At 59.1% G+C, this 18,740-nt stretch carries 10 protein-coding genes; 4 read left to right on the top strand and 6 right to left on the bottom strand.

Annotated features, from left to right (window positions below):
- Nucleotides 1-9: 9 nt before the first annotated feature.
- The 6 genes from HU759_RS13970 to HU759_RS13995 all read right to left on the bottom strand — a co-directional run bounded on the left by HU759_RS13970 (nucleotide 10) and on the right by HU759_RS13995 (nucleotide 10,302).
- Nucleotides 10-840: a carbohydrate ABC transporter permease gene (locus HU759_RS13970; RefSeq protein WP_056859282.1), complete on the bottom strand. Its 831-nt coding sequence runs from the start codon at nucleotides 838-840 to the stop codon at nucleotides 10-12.
- 10 nt (nucleotides 841-850) lie between these two features.
- Nucleotides 851-1,741 carry a sugar ABC transporter permease gene (locus HU759_RS13975; RefSeq protein WP_017135054.1) on the bottom strand — a complete coding sequence of 297 codons (891 nt, stop codon included), beginning with the start codon at nucleotides 1,739-1,741 and terminating at the stop codon, nucleotides 851-853.
- 166 nt (nucleotides 1,742-1,907) lie between these two features.
- Nucleotides 1,908-3,230, bottom strand: a complete 1,323-nt coding sequence (locus HU759_RS13980; RefSeq protein WP_065931666.1) for a sugar ABC transporter substrate-binding protein — start codon at nucleotides 3,228-3,230, stop codon at nucleotides 1,908-1,910.
- A gap of 278 nt (nucleotides 3,231-3,508) precedes the next feature.
- On the bottom strand, nucleotides 3,509-7,846 hold the full coding sequence (locus HU759_RS13985; protein WP_186618098.1) for a DUF6543 domain-containing protein: 4,338 nt from the start codon (nucleotides 7,844-7,846) through the stop codon (nucleotides 3,509-3,511).
- A gap of 176 nt (nucleotides 7,847-8,022) precedes the next feature.
- Nucleotides 8,023-8,940, bottom strand: coding sequence for an AraC family transcriptional regulator (locus HU759_RS13990; RefSeq protein ID WP_099548264.1), 918 nt, complete (start codon nucleotides 8,938-8,940; stop codon nucleotides 8,023-8,025).
- A gap of 72 nt (nucleotides 8,941-9,012) precedes the next feature.
- Nucleotides 9,013-10,302, bottom strand: a complete 1,290-nt coding sequence (locus HU759_RS13995) for a glycosyltransferase (RefSeq protein ID WP_170038431.1) — start codon at nucleotides 10,300-10,302, stop codon at nucleotides 9,013-9,015.
- A 158-nt stretch (nucleotides 10,303-10,460) separates the two neighbouring features.
- On the opposite strand from HU759_RS13995, the gene tpx reads away from it, so the two are divergent.
- The 4 genes from tpx (at nucleotide 10,461) to HU759_RS14015 (ending at nucleotide 18,698) form a co-directional block, all read left to right on the top strand.
- The gene (tpx, locus tag HU759_RS14000) at nucleotides 10,461-10,961 is read left to right on the top strand and encodes a thiol peroxidase (protein WP_017135058.1); all 501 of its coding nucleotides are present in this window, start codon (nucleotides 10,461-10,463) and stop codon (nucleotides 10,959-10,961) included.
- A gap of 230 nt (nucleotides 10,962-11,191) precedes the next feature.
- Nucleotides 11,192-12,496, top strand: a complete 1,305-nt coding sequence (locus HU759_RS14005; RefSeq protein WP_170038429.1) for an MdtA/MuxA family multidrug efflux RND transporter periplasmic adaptor subunit — start codon at nucleotides 11,192-11,194, stop codon at nucleotides 12,494-12,496.
- Nucleotides 12,493-15,594, top strand: coding sequence for an MdtB/MuxB family multidrug efflux RND transporter permease subunit (locus HU759_RS14010; RefSeq protein WP_017135060.1), 3,102 nt, complete (start codon nucleotides 12,493-12,495; stop codon nucleotides 15,592-15,594). Before HU759_RS14005 ends, HU759_RS14010 begins: the two co-directional genes overlap by 4 nt.
- Nucleotides 15,591-18,698: an efflux RND transporter permease subunit gene (locus tag HU759_RS14015; RefSeq protein WP_099548270.1), complete on the top strand. Its 3,108-nt coding sequence runs from the start codon at nucleotides 15,591-15,593 to the stop codon at nucleotides 18,696-18,698. The genes HU759_RS14010 and HU759_RS14015 overlap by 4 nt, the downstream gene beginning before the upstream one ends.
- Nucleotides 18,699-18,740 lie beyond the last annotated feature (42 nt).

An 18,740-nucleotide genomic window follows, 5' to 3' on the forward strand; every position in this document is an offset into this window, starting at 1 on the left:
TTGGAATTATTATTTAACTGCGCCGAAGGACAAGCCACGCACCAGCTGTTTTTGGCTGATCCAGCCAAAGATCAGGATCGGCGCACAGGCGAGGGTCGAAACGGCGGACAATTTGGCCCAGAACAAACCTTCGGGGCTGGAGTAAGAGGCGATCAGCGCTGTCAACGGCGCGGCATTCGAGGAGGTCAGGTTCAGCGACCAGAACGCCTCGTTCCAGCACAGGATCAGCGACAGCAGCACGGTAGAGGCCAGGCCGCCCTTGGCGATCGGCAGCAGCACGCGGACCATTTCCTGCCACAGGGTGGCGCCGTCCAGGCGCGCGGCTTCGAGGATGTCCTTGGGGATGTCCTTGAAGTAGGTGTACACCATCCACACCACAATCGGCAGGTTGATCAGGGTGTAGATGATGATCAGCGCAATGCGCGTATCCAGCAGGCCAAGGCTCTTGGCCAGCAGGTAGATCGGCATCAAAACGCCCACTGGCGGCAGCATTTTGGTGGACAGCATCCACAGCAAGGTGCCCTTGGTGCGTTTGGTTTCATAGAACGCCATGGAGTAGGCGGCCGGCACCGAGATCAGCAGGCACAGGGCGGTGGCGCTGAACGAGATCACCACCGAGTTCCAGGCGTAGGCGAAGTAGTTGCTGCGCTCGTTGATGTGCAGGTAGTTCTCCAGCGTCGGCGTGAAGATGAACTGCGGCGGCGTGGCGAACGCGTCGATTTCGGTCTTGAAGCTGGTCAGCACCATCCAGAAGATCGGGAAGAAAATCAGGATTGCGATGGCCCAGGCCAACGTGCCGAGCAGCAGGCTTTGCAGGCGGCGGGATTGTTGAAGCGTCATGGCGCGGCCCTCAAGGCTTGTCAGTCAGGTTTTTGCCGATCATCCGCACCAGGATGATCGCCGCGATATTGGCGATGACCACGGCAATCAAGCCGCCGGCCGAGGCCATGCCCACGTCGAACTGCACCAGCGCCTGGTTGTAGATCAGGTAGGCGAGGTTGGTCGAGGCGTAGCCGGGGCCACCGTTGGTGGTGGTGAAGATTTCGGCGAAGACCGAGAGCAAAAAGATCGTTTCGATCATCACCACCACGGCAATCGGGCGGGCCAGGTGGGGCAGGGTCAGGTGCCAGAAGATCGCGATGGCGCCGGCACCGTCCAGGCGCGCGGCTTCCTTTTGTTCCTGGTCGAGGGACTGCATGGCGGTCATCAGCAGCAGGATGGCGAAGGGCAGCCACTGCCACGACACAATGATGATGATCGACAGCAATGGGTAGTGCGCCAGCCAGTCCACGGGTTCGGCGCCGAACAGCTTCCACACGGCGGCGAGAATCCCCGACACCGGGTGGAAAATCAGGTTCTTCCAGATCAGCGCACCGACGGTGGGCATGATGAAGAACGGCGAAATCAGCATCACCCGCACGATGCCGCGGCCCAGGAACTCACTGGCCTCCAGCAACGCGCTGATCAACACGCCGAACACCACGCTGATCAGCAACACGCTGCCCACCAGTAACAGGGTGTTGGTGGCGCCAGGCAGGAAGCCCGAGTCGGTGATGAAGTAGGTGAAGTTTTCCAACCCCACGAATTGGTTTTCGCCAGGGTAGAGCAGGTTGTAGCGGATCAGCGAAAAGTACAGGGTCATGCCCAGTGGCACGATCATCCACAGCAGCAGCATGGCCACCGAGGGGCTGACAAGGAACCAGCCGGGGTTGGCCAGGCGGTTTTTGGGTGTTGTATTCATTAGGATCAAGACCAGTCGGGGGCATGCAAAACTAGAATCGGAGCGCGCTCAATGTGGGAGCTGGCTTGCCTGCGATGGCATCACATCGGTCTGGCTGACAGACCGAGTCGCCCGCATCGCAGGCAAGCCAGCTCCCACACAAAGCATTTATCGCGGTGATGCTGAGTTATTTGGGATAACCCGCCCGCTTCATCTCACGCTCGGTGGTGGTCTGCGCGGCGGTCAAGGCTTGGTCCACCGTTTGCTGACCGGTCAGCGCGCCCGAGAAGAACTTGCCGACCTGGGTACCAATCGCCTGGAATTCAGGAATGGTCACCAACTGGATACCGATATACGGCACCGGCTTGAGCGTCGGTTTGGTCGGGTCAGCGACTTTCAGCGATTCGAGGGTCACCTTGGCAAACGGTGCGGCTTTGAGGTATTCGTCGCTGTAGGTCGATTTGCGCGTGCCAGGCGGTACGTTGGCGATGCCGTCGGTCTTGGCTACCAGTTCGCCGTATTCCTTGGACGTTGCCCAGGTGGTGAACACCTTGGCGGCATCCTTGGCTTTGGAACTGGTCGGGATGGCCAGGCTCCAGGAGTACAGCCACGAGGTGCCCTTGTCGGTCTTCTCGTGCGGCGCGAAGGTGAAGCCGACACTGTCAGCGACTTTGCTCTGAGACTTGTCGGTGACGAACGAACCGGCCACGCTGGCGTCCACCCAGATCGCGCACTTGCCACTGTTGAACAGCGCGAGGTTTTCGTTGAAACCGTTGCTGGAAGCACCCGGCGGGCCGGATTTCTTCATGTTGTCGACGTAGAAGTTCAACGCGTCCTTCCATTCCGGACCGTTGAATTCCGGTTGCCATTTTTCATCGAACCAGCGCGCGCCGTAGCCGTTGGCCAGGGTGGTGATCAGCGCCATGTTCTCACCCCAACCGGCTTTGCCACGCAGGCACAGGCCGTATTGCTCTTTGCTCTTGTCGGTGAGTTTGGCGGCGAATTCACCGATCTGAGTCCAGGTCGGGTGCTCGGGCATGCTCAGCCCGGCGCCCTTGAACAGGTCGGTGCGGTAGTAGGTGATCGAGCTTTCGGCGTAGAACGGCAGGGCATACAACGAGCCTTTGACCGACAAGCCGTCACGCACCGAAGGGAACACGTCGTCGAGGTCGTAGGACGCCGGCAGGTCTTTCATCGGCTCCAACCAACCCTTGGCGCCCCACAGTGCAGCTTCGTACATGCCGATGGTCAACACGTCAAACTGGCCGCCCTGGGTGGCGATGTCGGTGGTCAGGCGTTGGCGCAGTACGTTTTCTTCAAGCACCACCCAGTTCAGCTTGATGTCCGGGTGCTCGGTCTCGAAGGTTTTCGAGAGCTTCTGCATGCGGATCATGTCGCTGTTGTTGACGGTGGCAATGGTCAGGGTTTGCGCGCCAAAGCTGACGGCGCTGAGGGTCATGCAGGTGGTCATGCAGGTGGAGACAAGCAGTGCTTTTGCTGTGAACTTCATCGCGCACTCCATTTCCGTGCCCAGAGGGCTACAGAATGACAGTTATTGTTGTTGTGTCTTCCCACAAGGTGTCAGGAAGAGTGTGCGTTGATTACAGCCTTGAAATGGGCGTGTGACAAATCCTTGGGCACACTTGAGCTGATACTTTTTTGCACTCGGCAATCGATTGCATGAAACCTTTCAGCAACGCCCGGCCTGGTCAGCCGCTGAACCACCAGGGGCTTGAACCGGGTGATTCAACGGCTTGGCATAAGTGGGGACTGGCGCGTTGAGGTCTACTAGGCCGGTGTGGCAGGTGTAAATGTCTTCCACTCATGATCGTGCGGGCGACGTGGGTTCGGGAATTTCTCCAGAATCCAGTACCTGTCTTTCATGACTTCAAATTGAGTGACGGTGCCCACAGGCGCTTTGACGGGCACGTTCAAGCGTTTTGAGAGTTCTTCCGAAAAGCCGGTGCTGCCTGATTTGCAACTGATCATCCTGATATGGGTAGCCCCGGTCTTTTTCAGCATGGGGGCAATCAATTTTGCAAATGCTTCAGGCGAGTGGGACGCTGCGCCTTTCAGATCGCTTTTGAATGTAGCGCCGCCTTTATCACCATGCCCGATGATGTTTAGTCTGATTTCCGTGCTGCCCACTGTCCGGTCCAGAAAGTACTCATACTGACCGTCTTCCGAGATCGTAAAAGCAATGCTGTTTTTCAGTTTGTCAGCCTCGGGCAACGCCTTGAAGGCTTTATATTCACCCATGTTATGCAGTTCTTTTGAGGTGTCTTGAACCTCTGCAGTGCCCGCAATTGTTCGGGTCTTTGACGGTCCGAAGCGCTTGGGACGGTAGTCGACTGACACCTCTTCATAGATTGGATTTTGAATCGTTCCCCAGTTTACTTTTACTTTTTTACCACTCTTCTTTTCCACATGGTTAAAAATATCAATGTCTCTTAATTGGTTGTTCAGCGCTATCTCTGCCAGTTCTTTCCTGGCGGCTTCAGAAAATTCTGGACGCTGGGTTCTGAGTTTTTCAAGGGCTGTTTTGTATATATCTTCCGGGTCCACGCCTACACCAGATATATACCCTACGTCGACTGTGCCTTCATATCCCTTTACCGGGACGCCAGTGAGCGAGTGCAGTTGTGCCGCCAGAGAGTTGTCACCCCCTTTGGCGGAGTAGCACACCAGCAAGCGAACTTCCGGGTAATCTCGAATATTAATGCCCCGCCCAAAGAGTTCATTATCGAGTTTTTCAGCCGTATAGACTTGTTCACCTTCAGCGACAATCACCGCTGATTGCTCTCCCTCAGGCTTAGCGGCATGACCAATGATATTCAGCCGCTTCACTTCCTGGCCTTTACGATTGTAAGTGTCTACGTTGGTCTGGATTTCCCCGTCCACAGGTATGATCCTTTCCAGCGGCCCCCCCATCCGAAAGCGCTGTAGGGGCGGGGTGAGCGGTACTGCTTCATCTACCATCACGCTGGCGCCGGTTGCCGGGCTTGTCGACGTAACGGAAGAGGGCTCCGACAATGAGCGTGCCTTGAAGTGGATAAACAACGTTGCCAGGTTGACCAGCAGATCGGTCAGGGCTGCTTGTTTCTTTTGTGCGTCATCGTCGAGCAGGATGCCCAAGTCGCTGATAATGCCTTGAGCCTGCATCATCAAGCCGAGTATGGCGCCGGGGCCGCGCAGCACAGGCAGCACTGAATTGAGCAGCAGGAAACCACCCTCCTTGAGGGATGCCCACCGGCTTTGAGCGTCTGTTGTTGATTGGTGCTCAGCCAGGGTGATCAAGTTCCGGGCATTGGCCTCGTACAGATGCTCCAGCAATTTTCCCTCCTGTAACGTTTGCTGCAGTCGGGTATCGATGGCCAGAGGGTGGGCCTTGTTAAGGGGAACGGACCCCAGGTTCAAACCGAATATCACCAGGTTGGGATGCTTGAAACCGTCGCCGCTGTAGAGTTTTCGAGTGTTTTCATCCGGGAGCCAGGCGAGGATGTCATTTTGCAGCTTGCCTTTGTTCTGTATGGCTTCCAGCAGTGCCTGGCGGGTTGGAAATTGCAGCAGCGGAGCATCGCTGATCAGCGGCCTATACAGAATATGCGGGCCGGTCGTAGTGTCTTTGGGTTCGATCAGATAGGCACCTTCCACCCCATCGGGCTTTCCATTGGCTTGATTATCAAACGCCAGCGGTCGGATGACGATTTCCTTGCCATCAACGACCCTGGGGCCAAGGCCAGGCTTGAACACTTCCTGGATGTACCTGAAACCTGTTGCGTTGAAACCGGACGCTCCCTTGATGCTCAGTTCCAGGGCTTTGAACTGTAGTTCGAGCGGCACTTGCTGAGCGAAAAGTGACTGGCGCTGCGCTTTTTCGCTGGGGTCGTCGAGCAATTGTTTTTTGAGCAAATCCGTATAGGTTTTGCCAATATCGAGCTCGTCAACGAGCTGCTTGAGCACACCTTCTTTTTCCAGTGTGGGCACTCTGACTTTTATTTCTGCACCGTTCTCATCTTTGAGCCCTGTCTTGAAAAAGACTTCTATCCGGCCATTAGGCAGCCCCGATAAGTTATTGAGGAGCATGTCCGTCAGGCTCATGGTTTGCCGGTCAATGAAGCCGGAGTTCAGCGTTCCATAAGGCACTTTGAAGACCACCTCAAGGTTGGCGGCCGCGTGCGCCGTCAGCTTTTGGTTTTCGGGCAGGCTGTCAAATCGATGCTGCGCAAAACTGCGAATGTCCTCAATGCCGCTGTTGTAGCTGCGGCCTTGGTTAGTTTGGTGAGTGCTTGCCAATCCCAGGCTGAGTTCATGCATGACAAAACGTTCGGCTTCGCCGGCTTTGCTCATCCAGTCGGGCAGAGGGATGGTCTCCTTCGTCGAGTCGTCTGTGCCTGAGGGCGTTGAAGGCGCAGACAAACTGTCGCCCAGGTGCTGATCGATGATGATGTCGGCCTGGGCGCTGAACATATTGCCGGTCAGCCTGTCATTCAGAGCACCCAAGCCGTTGAGTTCATCCCAGCTCTTAAACGGGGTGATTTTCCCGCTGGGCTCCACTAATAGAAGAATGTCGCGATTTATGTTCGCCAAGTAGCGATGAATCACCATCTTTGGCGCTGTACCGACCAGGCTATAGACGGTGGCCCCTGATGAGTTGGGGTCAGTTGGGGCGGGGCGTGTGGCTTCTTCGGGATGTCTTGCGACCATGTCTATGGTCTTGCGCTGCTCATCATCCAGGCCGGGTTGTTTCAGACTGGCCAGTTGCAAGTTGCTTCGCAGAATTCGACTAACCAATGCCCTGTGGCTGCCGGTAAAGGCAGCACCCGCATCAGTGCCTCCAGCGAAGGCCGGCTTATCCCAATATTCACCCATGGCCGTTTCGTAGTAGTGGTTCAGTCGAGCCGGCAATGCATTTATGATACTGCTCAACGCTGACAAATCCAGATCGAGCGGGGTGTCGGCAGAGTTGCCCGTCCGTGCCAGCAGATCAGGACGTGTGTCAAAAGCTCTATCGGTGCCTGTGAAGCGCGGGGCCTCCCCACCCGTCAAGTAGTCGAAGACACGTGCCATTAATTGTGTTCGCTTGAATGCACCAGGGGTGTCCGGATCGGGCGTTTCAATAGAGATCTGGTTGACGTCGACGTCCAGTGCGGGGGCCACCTCCTTTATCCTATCGCTTAGCGCGCGCGCGACCACCGAGTAAACATTGGGCTCACCGGCAAACTGTCGGCGCGCAATGGCGGCCACCGGGTCAGTGGTGGCGGTTGGCGTTTGCGCCGGCGTTGTGGCCGGTTGCGCAGGGTTTGGCGGCGCGAGCTGAGGAATGCCAGCTTGACCCTGCTGGGGAGGAAATTTCCCCGGCTCCCGAACCATCTGAAGTGCGAGGTCCTGCTCTGCTTCGTCCTGCATTTGCCTGGCGTGCCGGTATTCGTGTCGACGGGGGCGTGGTGCGTTGGCGTCAGGAGAAAACACGGAGGGGAACCTCATGTTCTCCTGCAATTGACGGATATCCGCGAGCGTCGCGGCTTTTGTATTGGGAACCTGTACGCCGTAAAAATTACCGACAGCACGCGTAGTGGAGCTGTGTTCGTCTACGTATACAAACGACTTGTTGTCAGGGCTCAGTTTGCGGGCAGCGATCAAAACGTCGACAGTGGCTTGCTCAAAGCCTGTTTCGTAATTGGAAAAGGTCCTGCGCTTGCCGTTAACGGTGCAATCCAGCCAGCCGCTGGGCGTCACTTTCAGGTTTGAAAGATCAATGTGGTTATTTTTTGCAAACGTGGCAAACGGCTCGCTCTTGAGTGTGTGAGTAAGCTGTGCCCAGAGTTGTCCGAACGTGGAGTTGGCGGGAATAGCAGAGACTACCCCGGAGGCGATGGGCTGCTGGCGGCCTGTGCTATTTGAATTGACCTGTTCCATCAAGGCGGTGGCGAATTTTCCGGCCAGGTCGGCGTCCGCCTGGCGTACCAAGGTCTGGGCGGCTTTTTGTACTTCCAGGGAGATTACGTCAGCCGATGTGCTGCGCCGTGTCCGCGCGTTATTCGGTTGCCCCTCAACGGGCGCAGGGGATGGGCTTGGGGGGTGGGCAGCAAAGGTCAGGGGTGAGTGCGTCAGGTAACTTCTCATGGGGCATTCCGATTTGGCGACGTTGGGTGAGCAAGCAGTCAGGCTGCGGGCTGGTAGCTTGTTGGTCGCGAGAAGGAATGTGTTCCGCCCCTTGTATTGCGGGATTTAAACGAGACGGGCGGGAGGCGTATCTCAGCAAATGGCCCATTAAGGCCTGCTGCCCTCGAATTGAAGTGCTAAGCGCCTATCGGCGTCAGGTTCTGATCCGTGAGCCGTTGCACCGCCAGACGTCGGTAATGGGACGGCGTCATGCCCTTGAGCTGCTGAAAACGCCGGTTGAAGTTGGAAATATTGTTAAAACCCGATTCAAAGCACACATCCGTCACGGCTTTGTCGCCATCGGCCAGCAGCTCGCAAGATTTGCTGATGCGTAGCCGGTTAACAAACTCTATAAACGTGCGCCCAGTGGCTTGTTTAAACACCCGTGAGAAATACGTCGGCTTCATCCCCAGGTACTGCGCCACTTCCTCCAGCGACAATTCGCGGGCGTAGTGGGCAAAGATATAGTCCACCGCGCGGTTGGTGCGATCAATGCTGTGCTCGTCGGCCACTTGCGGTGTCGTCCCGCCGGACAGCAGCTGGTAATCCTCACAGGCGCTCAACACCTCCAGCAGAATAAAGAAGTGCCCCAGGCGCGCTATACCTTGGGCGTCTTCGATGCGCTGCATCAAGGTCATGGCTTGGGCGATGGTTTTTTTGCAACGGAACTCGATGCCGTACTGCGCCCGTTCCAGCATCGGCGCCAGCGTCTTGAGTTCGGCAAACACGGGGCTGCCCTGTTCAAACAGTTCGTCGGTGAAATTCACCAGCATGTCGCGCTTGGGCACCACCTCGTCTTCCTCCACCTGGCTGATCCAGTTGTGGGGCAGGTTGGGGCCGGTAAGGAATAGGCTTTCGGGGTAGAAGTTACCGATGTAGTCGCCGATAAACACTTTGCCCGAGCTGGCGACGATCAGGTGCAGCTCGTATTCCTTGTGGAAGTGCCAGCGCACCAACGGGCAGGGGAAACCATGCTGGCGATAGATGATGGACAGACCGTTGTGATCGTCCATCAACTCGTAGGAAGGGTCGGTAATGCGCATTGCTCGGGTCATGCTGCCGTCGCTTTATTGTGGTTGCTGCACAGGATAATGCCCCCTTGCGCGCAACCTCGCTAGCGTCATCCTTTATACGCTGCGGTTTTTTGCCTCGATCCACTGCGACATGTACTGGGTACTTTTATGCGCATGGTGACGCAGCATGCTGCCGGTGAAGTTGTCCCGGCGATGGGCGGCGAGGCGGCTGCGGCAGTGTTCCAGGCAAGCCACCAGGGCGGGGCCATGCAGGCTCTGGTCGTAGCGCCGAGCCAGCAATCGGCGGCCGTCTTCCTGGGCCTGGGTCCAACGCTCGCGGTCTTGATACAGCGCCACGGCGGCAGCGGCCAGGGCCTCGGCACTTTGCTCGATGGTACCGGGCCATGGCTGATCGTCGCCCATGGCCTCGGCGCCAATCGGCGTGGTGATGTTTGGCGTGCCGCAGAGCATGGCATCCATCAGTTTGCCCTTGATGCCGGCGCCGAAACGCAGTGGCGCCAGGCAGATACGGGCCGCGGCCATGACCTGCAGCGCATCTTCAGCCCAATTCATCACGTGAAAACCCTGCGCCGGGTTGTGCAGGGCGGTGGCCTTGGGGGGCGTGTAGGCACCGTAGATATGCAGCTGTGCGCCCGGCAGTTGCTGGCGGATCAACGGCCACAAACTGCTCTTCATCCACAGCACCGCATCCCAATTGGGCGCGTGGCGGAAATTGCCGATGCTCAGGAAGTGCGCGCGGTCTTCAAACGGCGCAAAGGCTTCAACCGGTGGTTCCAGCATCAATGGGCACCAGTGGAGCAGGGCGGCCGGCACCTTGAATTGTTCGGTGAGCAGGCGGATTTCCACATCGGAAATCATCAGGCTGATATCACAGCGGTAAATGGCGGCGATCTCGCGCTTGGCGAGGTCGGTGTCGGCCATCCACTGGAACGCTTCCTGCAGGGCCGGCTTGAACAGTGCGCTGAAGTCGTCACTGTCGGGGTGAGCCTTGAGGTGGGCCTTGAAACGCTGATGGCGCGCATCGCGCAGGCTTTGCAAATCGGAGGTTTCAAGCACGCGCAGGGCATCGGGGCAGCATTGCTCCACACGCCAGCCGAACTGCTCTTCCATCATAAAACGGTCGAACAACACGATATCCGGGGCTAACGCGCGGATAAAATCGTCGAAGCTGCTGTTGTTGAGCTCGATGGCGCACTCGGCGATGCCCAGGGCAGGCAAGTCGGCCTTGTGTTCACCAATAGTCGCCGGGCTGCTGAAGGTAATGTCCCAACCCTGGTCCAGGAAGCTCTGCAGAATCTGCATCATATGCCCGCCGGCGGCTGAGGAGCGGGGCTCCGGCCAGACATAACCTATGACCAGGACTTTGGTGGCGGGCTGATTCATCTAAAGCAGATCCTTGAAGGGCGGGCAAAAAACGCGCAATTAAACCACACCTGCGGGGCATGACAATTTGTGTCCGGTGGTAGGTAGTCACTGCACTTTGTGGTTAACTTCGGCCTCTCGAATTCGTTTAACCAAAACCCAGCATAAGGATTCCGTTCATGGCTCAAGTCACCCTTCGTGGTAACCCTGTCCAGGTTGAAGGCGAATTGCCGAAAACCGGTTCCACCGCTCCAGAATTCAATCTTGTCGCCGTCGACCTGTCAGAGGCGACCCTGGAAACGTTCGCCGGCAAGCGCAAAGTGCTGAACATCTTCCCAAGCGTCGACACCCCGACCTGTGCCACTTCGGTACGCAAATTCAACGCCCAGGCCAACGACGTGAGCAACACCGTTGTACTGTGCATCTCCTCTGACCTGCCGTTTGCCCAGAAGCGCTTCTGCGGCACCGAAGGCCTGGACAACGTGCTGAGCCTGTCGGACTTTCGCAACGCCGACTTCGCCGTAGACTACGGCGTATCCCTGGCCGATGGCCCGCTGCAAGGCCTGACCGCCCGTGCCGTGGTGGTACTGGACGAAAACAACAACGTGCTGCACAGCGAACTGGTGCCTGAAATCGGCCAAGAGCCAAACTACGAAGCAGCCCTGGCTGTTTTGAAGTAACTGTTTCGGCGCATTACTGTCATTTTGCAGTAGCACGCTTGATGCAAGATTGCGGCCTGGCCTAGTCCAGGCCGTTTTTATTTGCGGCTCAAACGCTTAGCGAAATAGCCAACGGACTAAGCTCAGAAGTTAAAAGTTGTAATCCAAGGTAAATAGCCGGTAAAGGCGCTTTTCTTAATGCGCCCCAGTGCTTATCTTTCAGCCTCCCAAAGAAGAAGCTCTCGCGCCCAATGGTTGATCACTCCATGCAATCCTCCCCCCGCAATTCCCGCCGCTGGCTGTTCGGCCTGCTCGTGCTGTTGGTTATCGCCGGCCTGTGCTGGAAATTCTGGCCCGCAGGCCATACAGATGCCAGCGCGCAGAAACCGGCCGGGCATACCGGCAAGACGGGGATGGCGCGCCCAGGTTTCGGGGGTTCCACCGGCCCGATCCCGGTGCGCGTGGCGCCAGCGGTACTGGGCGAGTTCCCGGTGTACTACAAGGCCTTGGGCACGGTGACCGCGCTCAACACCATTAATGTACGCAGCCGGGTGGGCGGTGAGCTGGTCAAGATCGCGTTTGAAGAGGGTCAGATGGTCAAGGCAGGCGACCTGCTCGCGGAGATCGACCCGCGTAGCTACCAGAACGCCTTGCTCCAGGCCCAAGGCACGCTCTTGCAGAACCAGGCCCAACTGAAAAACGCCCAGGTTGACGTGCAACGTTACCGTGACCTGTATGCCCAGGACAGTATCGCCAAACAGACCCTGGACACCGCCGAAGCCCTGGTCATGCAGTACCAAGGCACGGTCAAGACCAACCAGGGCGCGGTAGACGACGCCAAGCTTAACCTCGAATTCACCAGGATCCGCGCGCCGATCAGCGGCCGCGTCGGCCTGCGTCAGGTTGACGTCGGCAACCTGGTGGCGGCCAATGACACCACCTTTCTGGCGGTGATCACCCAGACCCAGCCGATCAGCGTGGTCTTCACCCTGCCGGAAAACACCCTCGACACTGTGCTCACCCGTTACCACGCCGGCAACAAGCTGCCCGTGGAAGCCTGGGACCGTGGAGATGTGAAGCAGCAGGCGCTCGGCGTGCTGCAGAGCCTGGACAACCAGATCGACGTGACCACCGGCACGCTCAAATTCAAGGGCCGTTTCGATAACAAGGACCAGGCGCTGTTCCCCAACCAGTTCGTCAATGTGCACCTGCTGGCCGACACCTTGCACAACGTGGTGCTGGCACCGTCCGCCGCGATCCAGTTCGGCAACAGCGGCACCTTCGTCTACAAGCTCGATGGCGACAAGAAGGTCAAGATGCAACCCTTGGTGGTCGGCGATACCGACGGCGACAACACCGTCATCAAGGAAGGCCTGGTGGCCGGTGATCGCGTGGTGCTGGAAGGCACCGACCGCCTCAAGGACGGCAGCGACATTGAAGTGGTCAACGCCAGCAGCGAAGTGCCGACCACGCCGACCGAACACCTGCAAGGCAAGCCTGCGGCAAAAGGGGAGACCGGCGCTAACGCCGGCAAGGCGCAAAAGGTCGGTTCATGAACCTGTCGCGACTGTTTATCCTTCGCCCGGTTGCCACCACGCTGAGCATGCTGGCCATTGTCCTGGCCGGCATCATTTCTTACCGTTTGTTGCCAGTCTCGGCCTTGCCCCAGGTGGATTACCCGACGATCCGGGTGATGACCCTGTACCCCGGCGCCAGCCCGGACGTGATGACCAGCGCGGTCACTGCGCCGCTGGAGCGTCAGTTCGGGCAAATGCCCGGCCTCACCCAGATGGCGTCCACCAGTTCGGGCGGCGCCTCGGTGCTGACCCTGCGCTTTAACCTCGACATCAATATGGATGTCGCCGAGCAACAGGTGCAGGCCGCGATCAACGCCGCGACCAACCTGTTGCCCAAGGATTTGCCGGCGCCGCCGGTGTACAACAAGGTCAACCCGGCAGACACCCCGGTGCTGACCCTGGCAATTACCTCCAAGACCATGCTGCTGCCCAAGCTCAACGACTTGGTTGACACGCGCATGGCGCAAAAAATTGCACAGATCAGCGGCGTCGGCATGGTCAGCATCGCCGGTGGCCAGCGCCAGGCCGTGCGCATCAAGGTCAACCCCGAGGCCCTGGCGGCCAACGGCTTGAACCTGTCGGACGTGCGCACCCTGATCGCCGCCTCCAACGTCAACCAGCCCAAGGGTAACTTTGACGGCCCCACACGGGTATCGATGCTCGATGCCAACGACCAGTTGGTCTCGCCCGAGCAATACGCCGAACTCATATTGGCCTACAACAATGGCGCGCCGCTGCGCCTCAAAGACGTGGCACAGATCGTCGACGGCGCCGAAAACGAGCGCCTCGCTGCCTGGGCCAATGAAAACCAGGCCGTGCTGCTCAACATCCAGCGCCAGCCCGGCGCCAACGTGATCGAGGTAGTGGACCGTATCAAGGCGCTGCTGCCGAGCATCACCGATAACCTGCCGGCGGGCCTGGATGTGACGGTGCTTACCGACCGTACCCAGACCATTCGGGCCTCGGTGAAAGACGTACAGCACGAATTGCTGATCGCCATTGCCCTGGTGGTGATGGTGACGTTCCTGTTCCTGCGCCGGGTCAGTGCCACGATCATTCCGTCGATCGCCGTGCCGCTGTCGCTGGTGGGCACCTTTGGCGTGATGTACCTGGCAGGCTTCTCCATCAACAACCTGACGCTGATGGCCCTGACCATCGCCACCGGGTTTGTGGTGGACGATGCCATCGTGATGCTGGAGAACATCTCGCGCTACATCGAGGAAGGCGAGACGCCCATGGCGGCGGCGCTCAAGGGCGCCAAGCAAATCGGGTTCACCCTGATTTCCCTGACCCTGTCGCTGATCGCGGTACTCATTCCGCTGCTGTTCATGGCCGATGTGGTCGGGCGGCTGTTCCGCGAATTTGCCATCACCCTGGCGGTGGCGATCCTGATTTCCCTGGTGGTGTCCCTGACCCTGACGCCGATGATGTGCGCGCGCTTGCTCAAGCGCGAACCCAAGGAAGAAGAACAAGGTCGTTTCTACAAGGCCAGCGGCGCCTGGATCGATTGGTTGATCGAAGCCTACGGGCGCAAATTGCAGTGGGTGCTCAAGCACCAGCCGCTGACCCTGCTGGTGGCCATCGCCACCTTGGGCCTAACCGTGGTGCTGTACCTGGTGGTGCCCAAGGGCTTTTTCCCGGTACAGGATACCGGGGTGATCCAGGGCATATCGGAAGCACCGCAGTCGATTTCGTTTGCCGCCATGAGCCAGCGCCAGCAGGAATTGGCCAAGGTGATCCTGGCCGACCCATCGGTTGAAAGCCTGTCGTCCTATATCGGTGTGGATGGTGATAACGCCACTCTCAATAGCGGCCGTTTGCTGATCAACCTCAAGGCCCACGGCCTGCGCGACGTGAGCGCGGCCCAGGTCATCACGCGCCTGCAACCGCAGATCGACAAGCTGGTGGGCATTCGCCTGTTCATGCAGCCGGTGCAGGACCTGACCATTGAAGACCGCGTGAGCCGCACCCAGTACCAGTTCAGCATGTCCTCGCCGGACGCCGACCTGCTGGCGCTGTGGAGCGACAAGCTGGTGCACGCCTTGCGCCAGTTGCCGGAACTCACCGATGTGGCCAGCGACCTGCAGGACAAGGGCCTGCAAGTGTTCCTGGTGATCGACCGTGACGCCGCCTCGCGGCTGGGCGTGAGTGTGTCAACCATCACCGACGCACTCTATGACGCCTTCGGCCAGCGGCAGATTTCCACCATCTACACCCAGGCCAGCCAGTACCGTGTGGTATTGCAGGCCCAGTCCGGTGAAACCCTGGGGCCGGCGGCACTCAACCAGATCCATGTGAAAACCACCGACGGCGGCCAGGTGCGGTTGTCGAGCCTGGCGCATGTGGAGCAGCGTCAGGCGCAACTGGCAATCGCGCATATCGGCCAATTCCCGGCGGTGATGATGTCGTTCAACCTGGCCCCTGGCGTCGCGCTGGGCAAAGGCGTGGAGCTGATCAACCAGACCCAGAAGGACATCGGCATGCCGGTGGGCGTGCAGACCCAGTTCCAGGGCGCGGCCCAGGCGTTCGAAGCCTCGCTGTCGAGCACTTTGCTGCTGATCCTGGCGGCGGTGGTGACCATGTACATCGTGCTCGGCGTGTTGTATGAGAGTTACATTCACCCGATCACGATTCTCTCCACGTTGCCATCCGCCGCAGTCGGCGCCTTGCTCGCGTTGCTGCTCAGTGGCAATGACCTGGGCATGATCGCGATCATCGGCATTATCCTGCTGATCGGTATCGTCAAAAAGAACGCGATAATGATGATCGACTTTGCCCTCGACGCCGAACGCAACCAGGGTCTGGACCCGCAAACGGCAATTTATCAGGCGGCGTTGCTGCGTTTTCGGCCGATTTTGATGACCACCCTGGCCGCCTTGTTTGGTGCGGTGCCATTGATGCTGGCCACGGGTTCCGGCGCGGAGTTGCGCCAACCGCTGGGCCTGGTGATGGTCGGCGGCCTGCTGGTGAGCCAGGTGCTGACGCTGTTCACTACGCCGGTGATCTACCTGTATTTCGACCGCCTGGGCCGTCGCTGGCGCAAAGAGCCACAAAGCCTGGAGCCGGCTGAGTCATGAACCTGTCCGGACCTTTCATTCGCCGGCCAGTAGCCACCATGCTGCTGAGCCTGGCGATTATGTTGCTCGGTGGCGTGAGCTTCAACTTGCTGCCGGTGTCGCCGTTGCCGCAGATCGACTTCCCGGTGATCGTGGTGTCGGCCAGTTTGCCCGGCGCCAGCCCCGAGGTCATGGCGTCTACCGTGGCGACGCCGCTGGAACGCTCATTCGGCGCGATTGCCGGCATCACCACCATGAGCAGTTCGTCGAGCCAGGGCTCTACGCGGGTGATTCTGGCATTCGACTCCGACCGTGATATCAACGGTGCGGCGCGGGAAGTGCAGGCGGCCATCAATGCATCGCGCAACCTGCTGCCCAGTGGCATGCGCAGCATGCCGACCTACAAGAAGATCAACCCGTCCCAGGCACCGATCATGGTGTTGTCACTGACCTCCGACGTGTTGCAAAAGGGCGAACTGTACGACCTGGCCTCCACCATTCTTTCGCAAAGCCTGTCCCAGGTGCCGGGGGTAGGCGAAGTGCAGATCGGTGGCAGCTCCTTGCCGGCAGTGCGCATCGAGTTGGAACCCAAGGCCCTGGACCAATATGGCGTGGCCCTGGACGATGTGCGCAATACCATCGCCAATGCCAACCAGCGGCGGCCCAAGGGCTCCCTGGAAGACAGCGAGCGTAACTGGCAGATCCAGGCCAATGACCAGCTGGAAAAGGCCAAGGACTACGAGCCGCTGCTGATCCGCTACCAGAACGGCGCGGCCTTGCGCCTGGGGGATGTCGCCAAGATCAGCGATGGCGTGGAAGACCGCTACAACAGCGGCTTCTTCAACAATGATTCGGCGGTGCTGCTGGTCATCAACCGCCAGTCCGGCGCCAACATTATCGAGACCGTCCGGCAGATCAAGGCCCAGTTGCCGGCGTTGCAGGCGGTGCTGCCGTCCAGCGTCAAGCTCAACCTGGCCATGGACCGTTCGCCGGTGATCACCGCGACCCTGCATGAAGCCGAGATGACCCTGCTGATTGCCGTGGCCCTGGTGGTGCTGGTGGTGTACCTGTTCCTGGGTAACTTCCGCGCTTCGTTGATCCCGACCCTGGCGGTGCCGGTGTCGCTGGTCGGCACCTTTGCGGTGATGTACCTGTTTGGTTTTTCGTTGAACAATTTTTCGCTGATGGCGTTGATCCTGGCCACCGGCCTGGTGGTGGACGACGCCATCGTGGTGCTGGAAAACATTTCCCGGCATATCGACGACGGCGTGCCGCCGATGAAGGCGGCGTACCTGGGCGCCCAGGAAGTGGGCTTTACCTTGCTGTCGATGAACGTGTCGTTGGTGGCGGTGTTCCTGTCCATCCTGTTTATGGGCGGCATCGTCACCAACCTGTTCCGTGAGTTTTCCATCACCTTGTCGGCGGCGATCATAGTGTCGCTGATCGTCTCGCTGACCTTGACCCCGATGCTCTGCGCGCGCTGGCTCAAACCGCACGTCAAAGGGCACATGACCGGTTTGCAGCGCTGGAGCCAGAAGGTCAACGACCGCATGGTTGCAGCCTACGCCACCAGCCTGGACTGGGTGCTGCGCCATCGCCGCCTGACCCTGCTGAGCCTGTTGATCACCGTGGGCGTGAACATCGCGCTGTACGTGGTGGTGCCGAAAACCTTCATGCCGCAGCAGGACACCGGGCAGTTGATCGGTTTTGTGCGCGGCGATGATGGGCTGTCGTTCAATGTGATGCAGCCAAAAATGGAAACCTTCCGCAAGGCGGTCCTCAAAGACCCGGCGGTGCTCAGCGTGGCCGGCTTTATCGGTGGCAACAATGGCACTAACAATGCGGTGATGCTGGTGCGCCTCAAGCCGATTGCCGAACGCAAGCTCTCGGCCCAGGCAGTGATCGAGCGTCTGCGCAAGGAAGTGCCGCTGGTGCCGGGCGGACGGCTGTTCCTGATGGCCGACCAGGACCTGCAATTTGGTGGCAGCCGTGACCAGACCAGCGCCCAATACTCCTACATCCTGCAAAGCGGCGACCTGGCTGCGTTGCGCTTGTGGTACCCGAAAGTGGTCGCTGCCATGCGCGAGCTACCGGAGCTGACCGCCATCGACGCCCGCGAAGGTCGCGGTGCGGCGCAGGTGACGCTGGTGGTCGACCGCGACCAGGCCAAGCGCCTGGGCATCGACATGAGCATGGTCACCTCGGTGTTGAACAACGCCTACAGTCAGCGGCAGATTTCTACTATCTATGACAGCCTCAACCAGTATCAGGTGGTGATGGAGGTCAACCCGAAATACGCCCAGGACCCGATCACCTTGAACCAGATGCAGGTGATCACCTCCACGGGCGCGCGGGTGCCGTTGTCGACCATTGCCCATTACGAAAACAGCCTGGCCGACGACCGTGTCAGCCATGAAGGCCAGTTTGCCTCGGAAAATATTGCCTTCGACATGTCGCCCGGCGTAACGGTGGAGCAGGGCACGGCCGCTATCGAGCGGGCGATTGCCAAGGTCGGTTTGCCCGAAGACGTGATCGCCAAGATGGCCGGCACCGCCGATGCGTTTGCGGCGACCCAGAAGGGCCAGCCGTTCATGATTCTTGGCGCGCTGGTGGCGGTGTACCTGGTGTTGGGCATTCTGTATGAAAGCTATATTCACCCGCTGACCATCCTGTCGACCTTGCCGTCGGCCGGTGTCGGCGCGCTGCTGTCGATCTACCTGCTGGGCGGTGAATTCAGCCTGATATCCTTGCTCGGTCTGTTCCTGCTGATCGGCGTGGTGAAGAAGAATGCGATCCTGATGATTGACCTGGCGCTGCAGCTGGAGCGCCACGATGGCATGAGCCCGTTGGAGTCGATCCGCAGCGCCTGCCTGTTGCGCCTGCGGCCGATTTTGATGACCACGCTCGCCGCCATCCTCGGCGCCTTGCCGTTGCTGCTCGGTTCCGGCGATGGCGCCGAAATGCGCCAGCCGCTGGGCCTGACCATTATCGGTGGGCTGGTGTTCAGCCAGATCCTGACTCTTTACACCACTCCGGTGGTTTACCTTTATCTTGACCGCGCGCGCCATCGCTTCAACGCCTGGCGTGGCGTGCGTACCGATGCTGCCTTGGATACTGCGCTATGACCGATTCAACGAATGCCCAGACACTGTGGCGAGGGAGCTTGC

This window comes from Pseudomonas sp. OE 28.3 (assembly GCF_014268205.2).
Lineage (GTDB): Bacteria > Pseudomonadota > Gammaproteobacteria > Pseudomonadales > Pseudomonadaceae > Aquipseudomonas > Aquipseudomonas edaphica.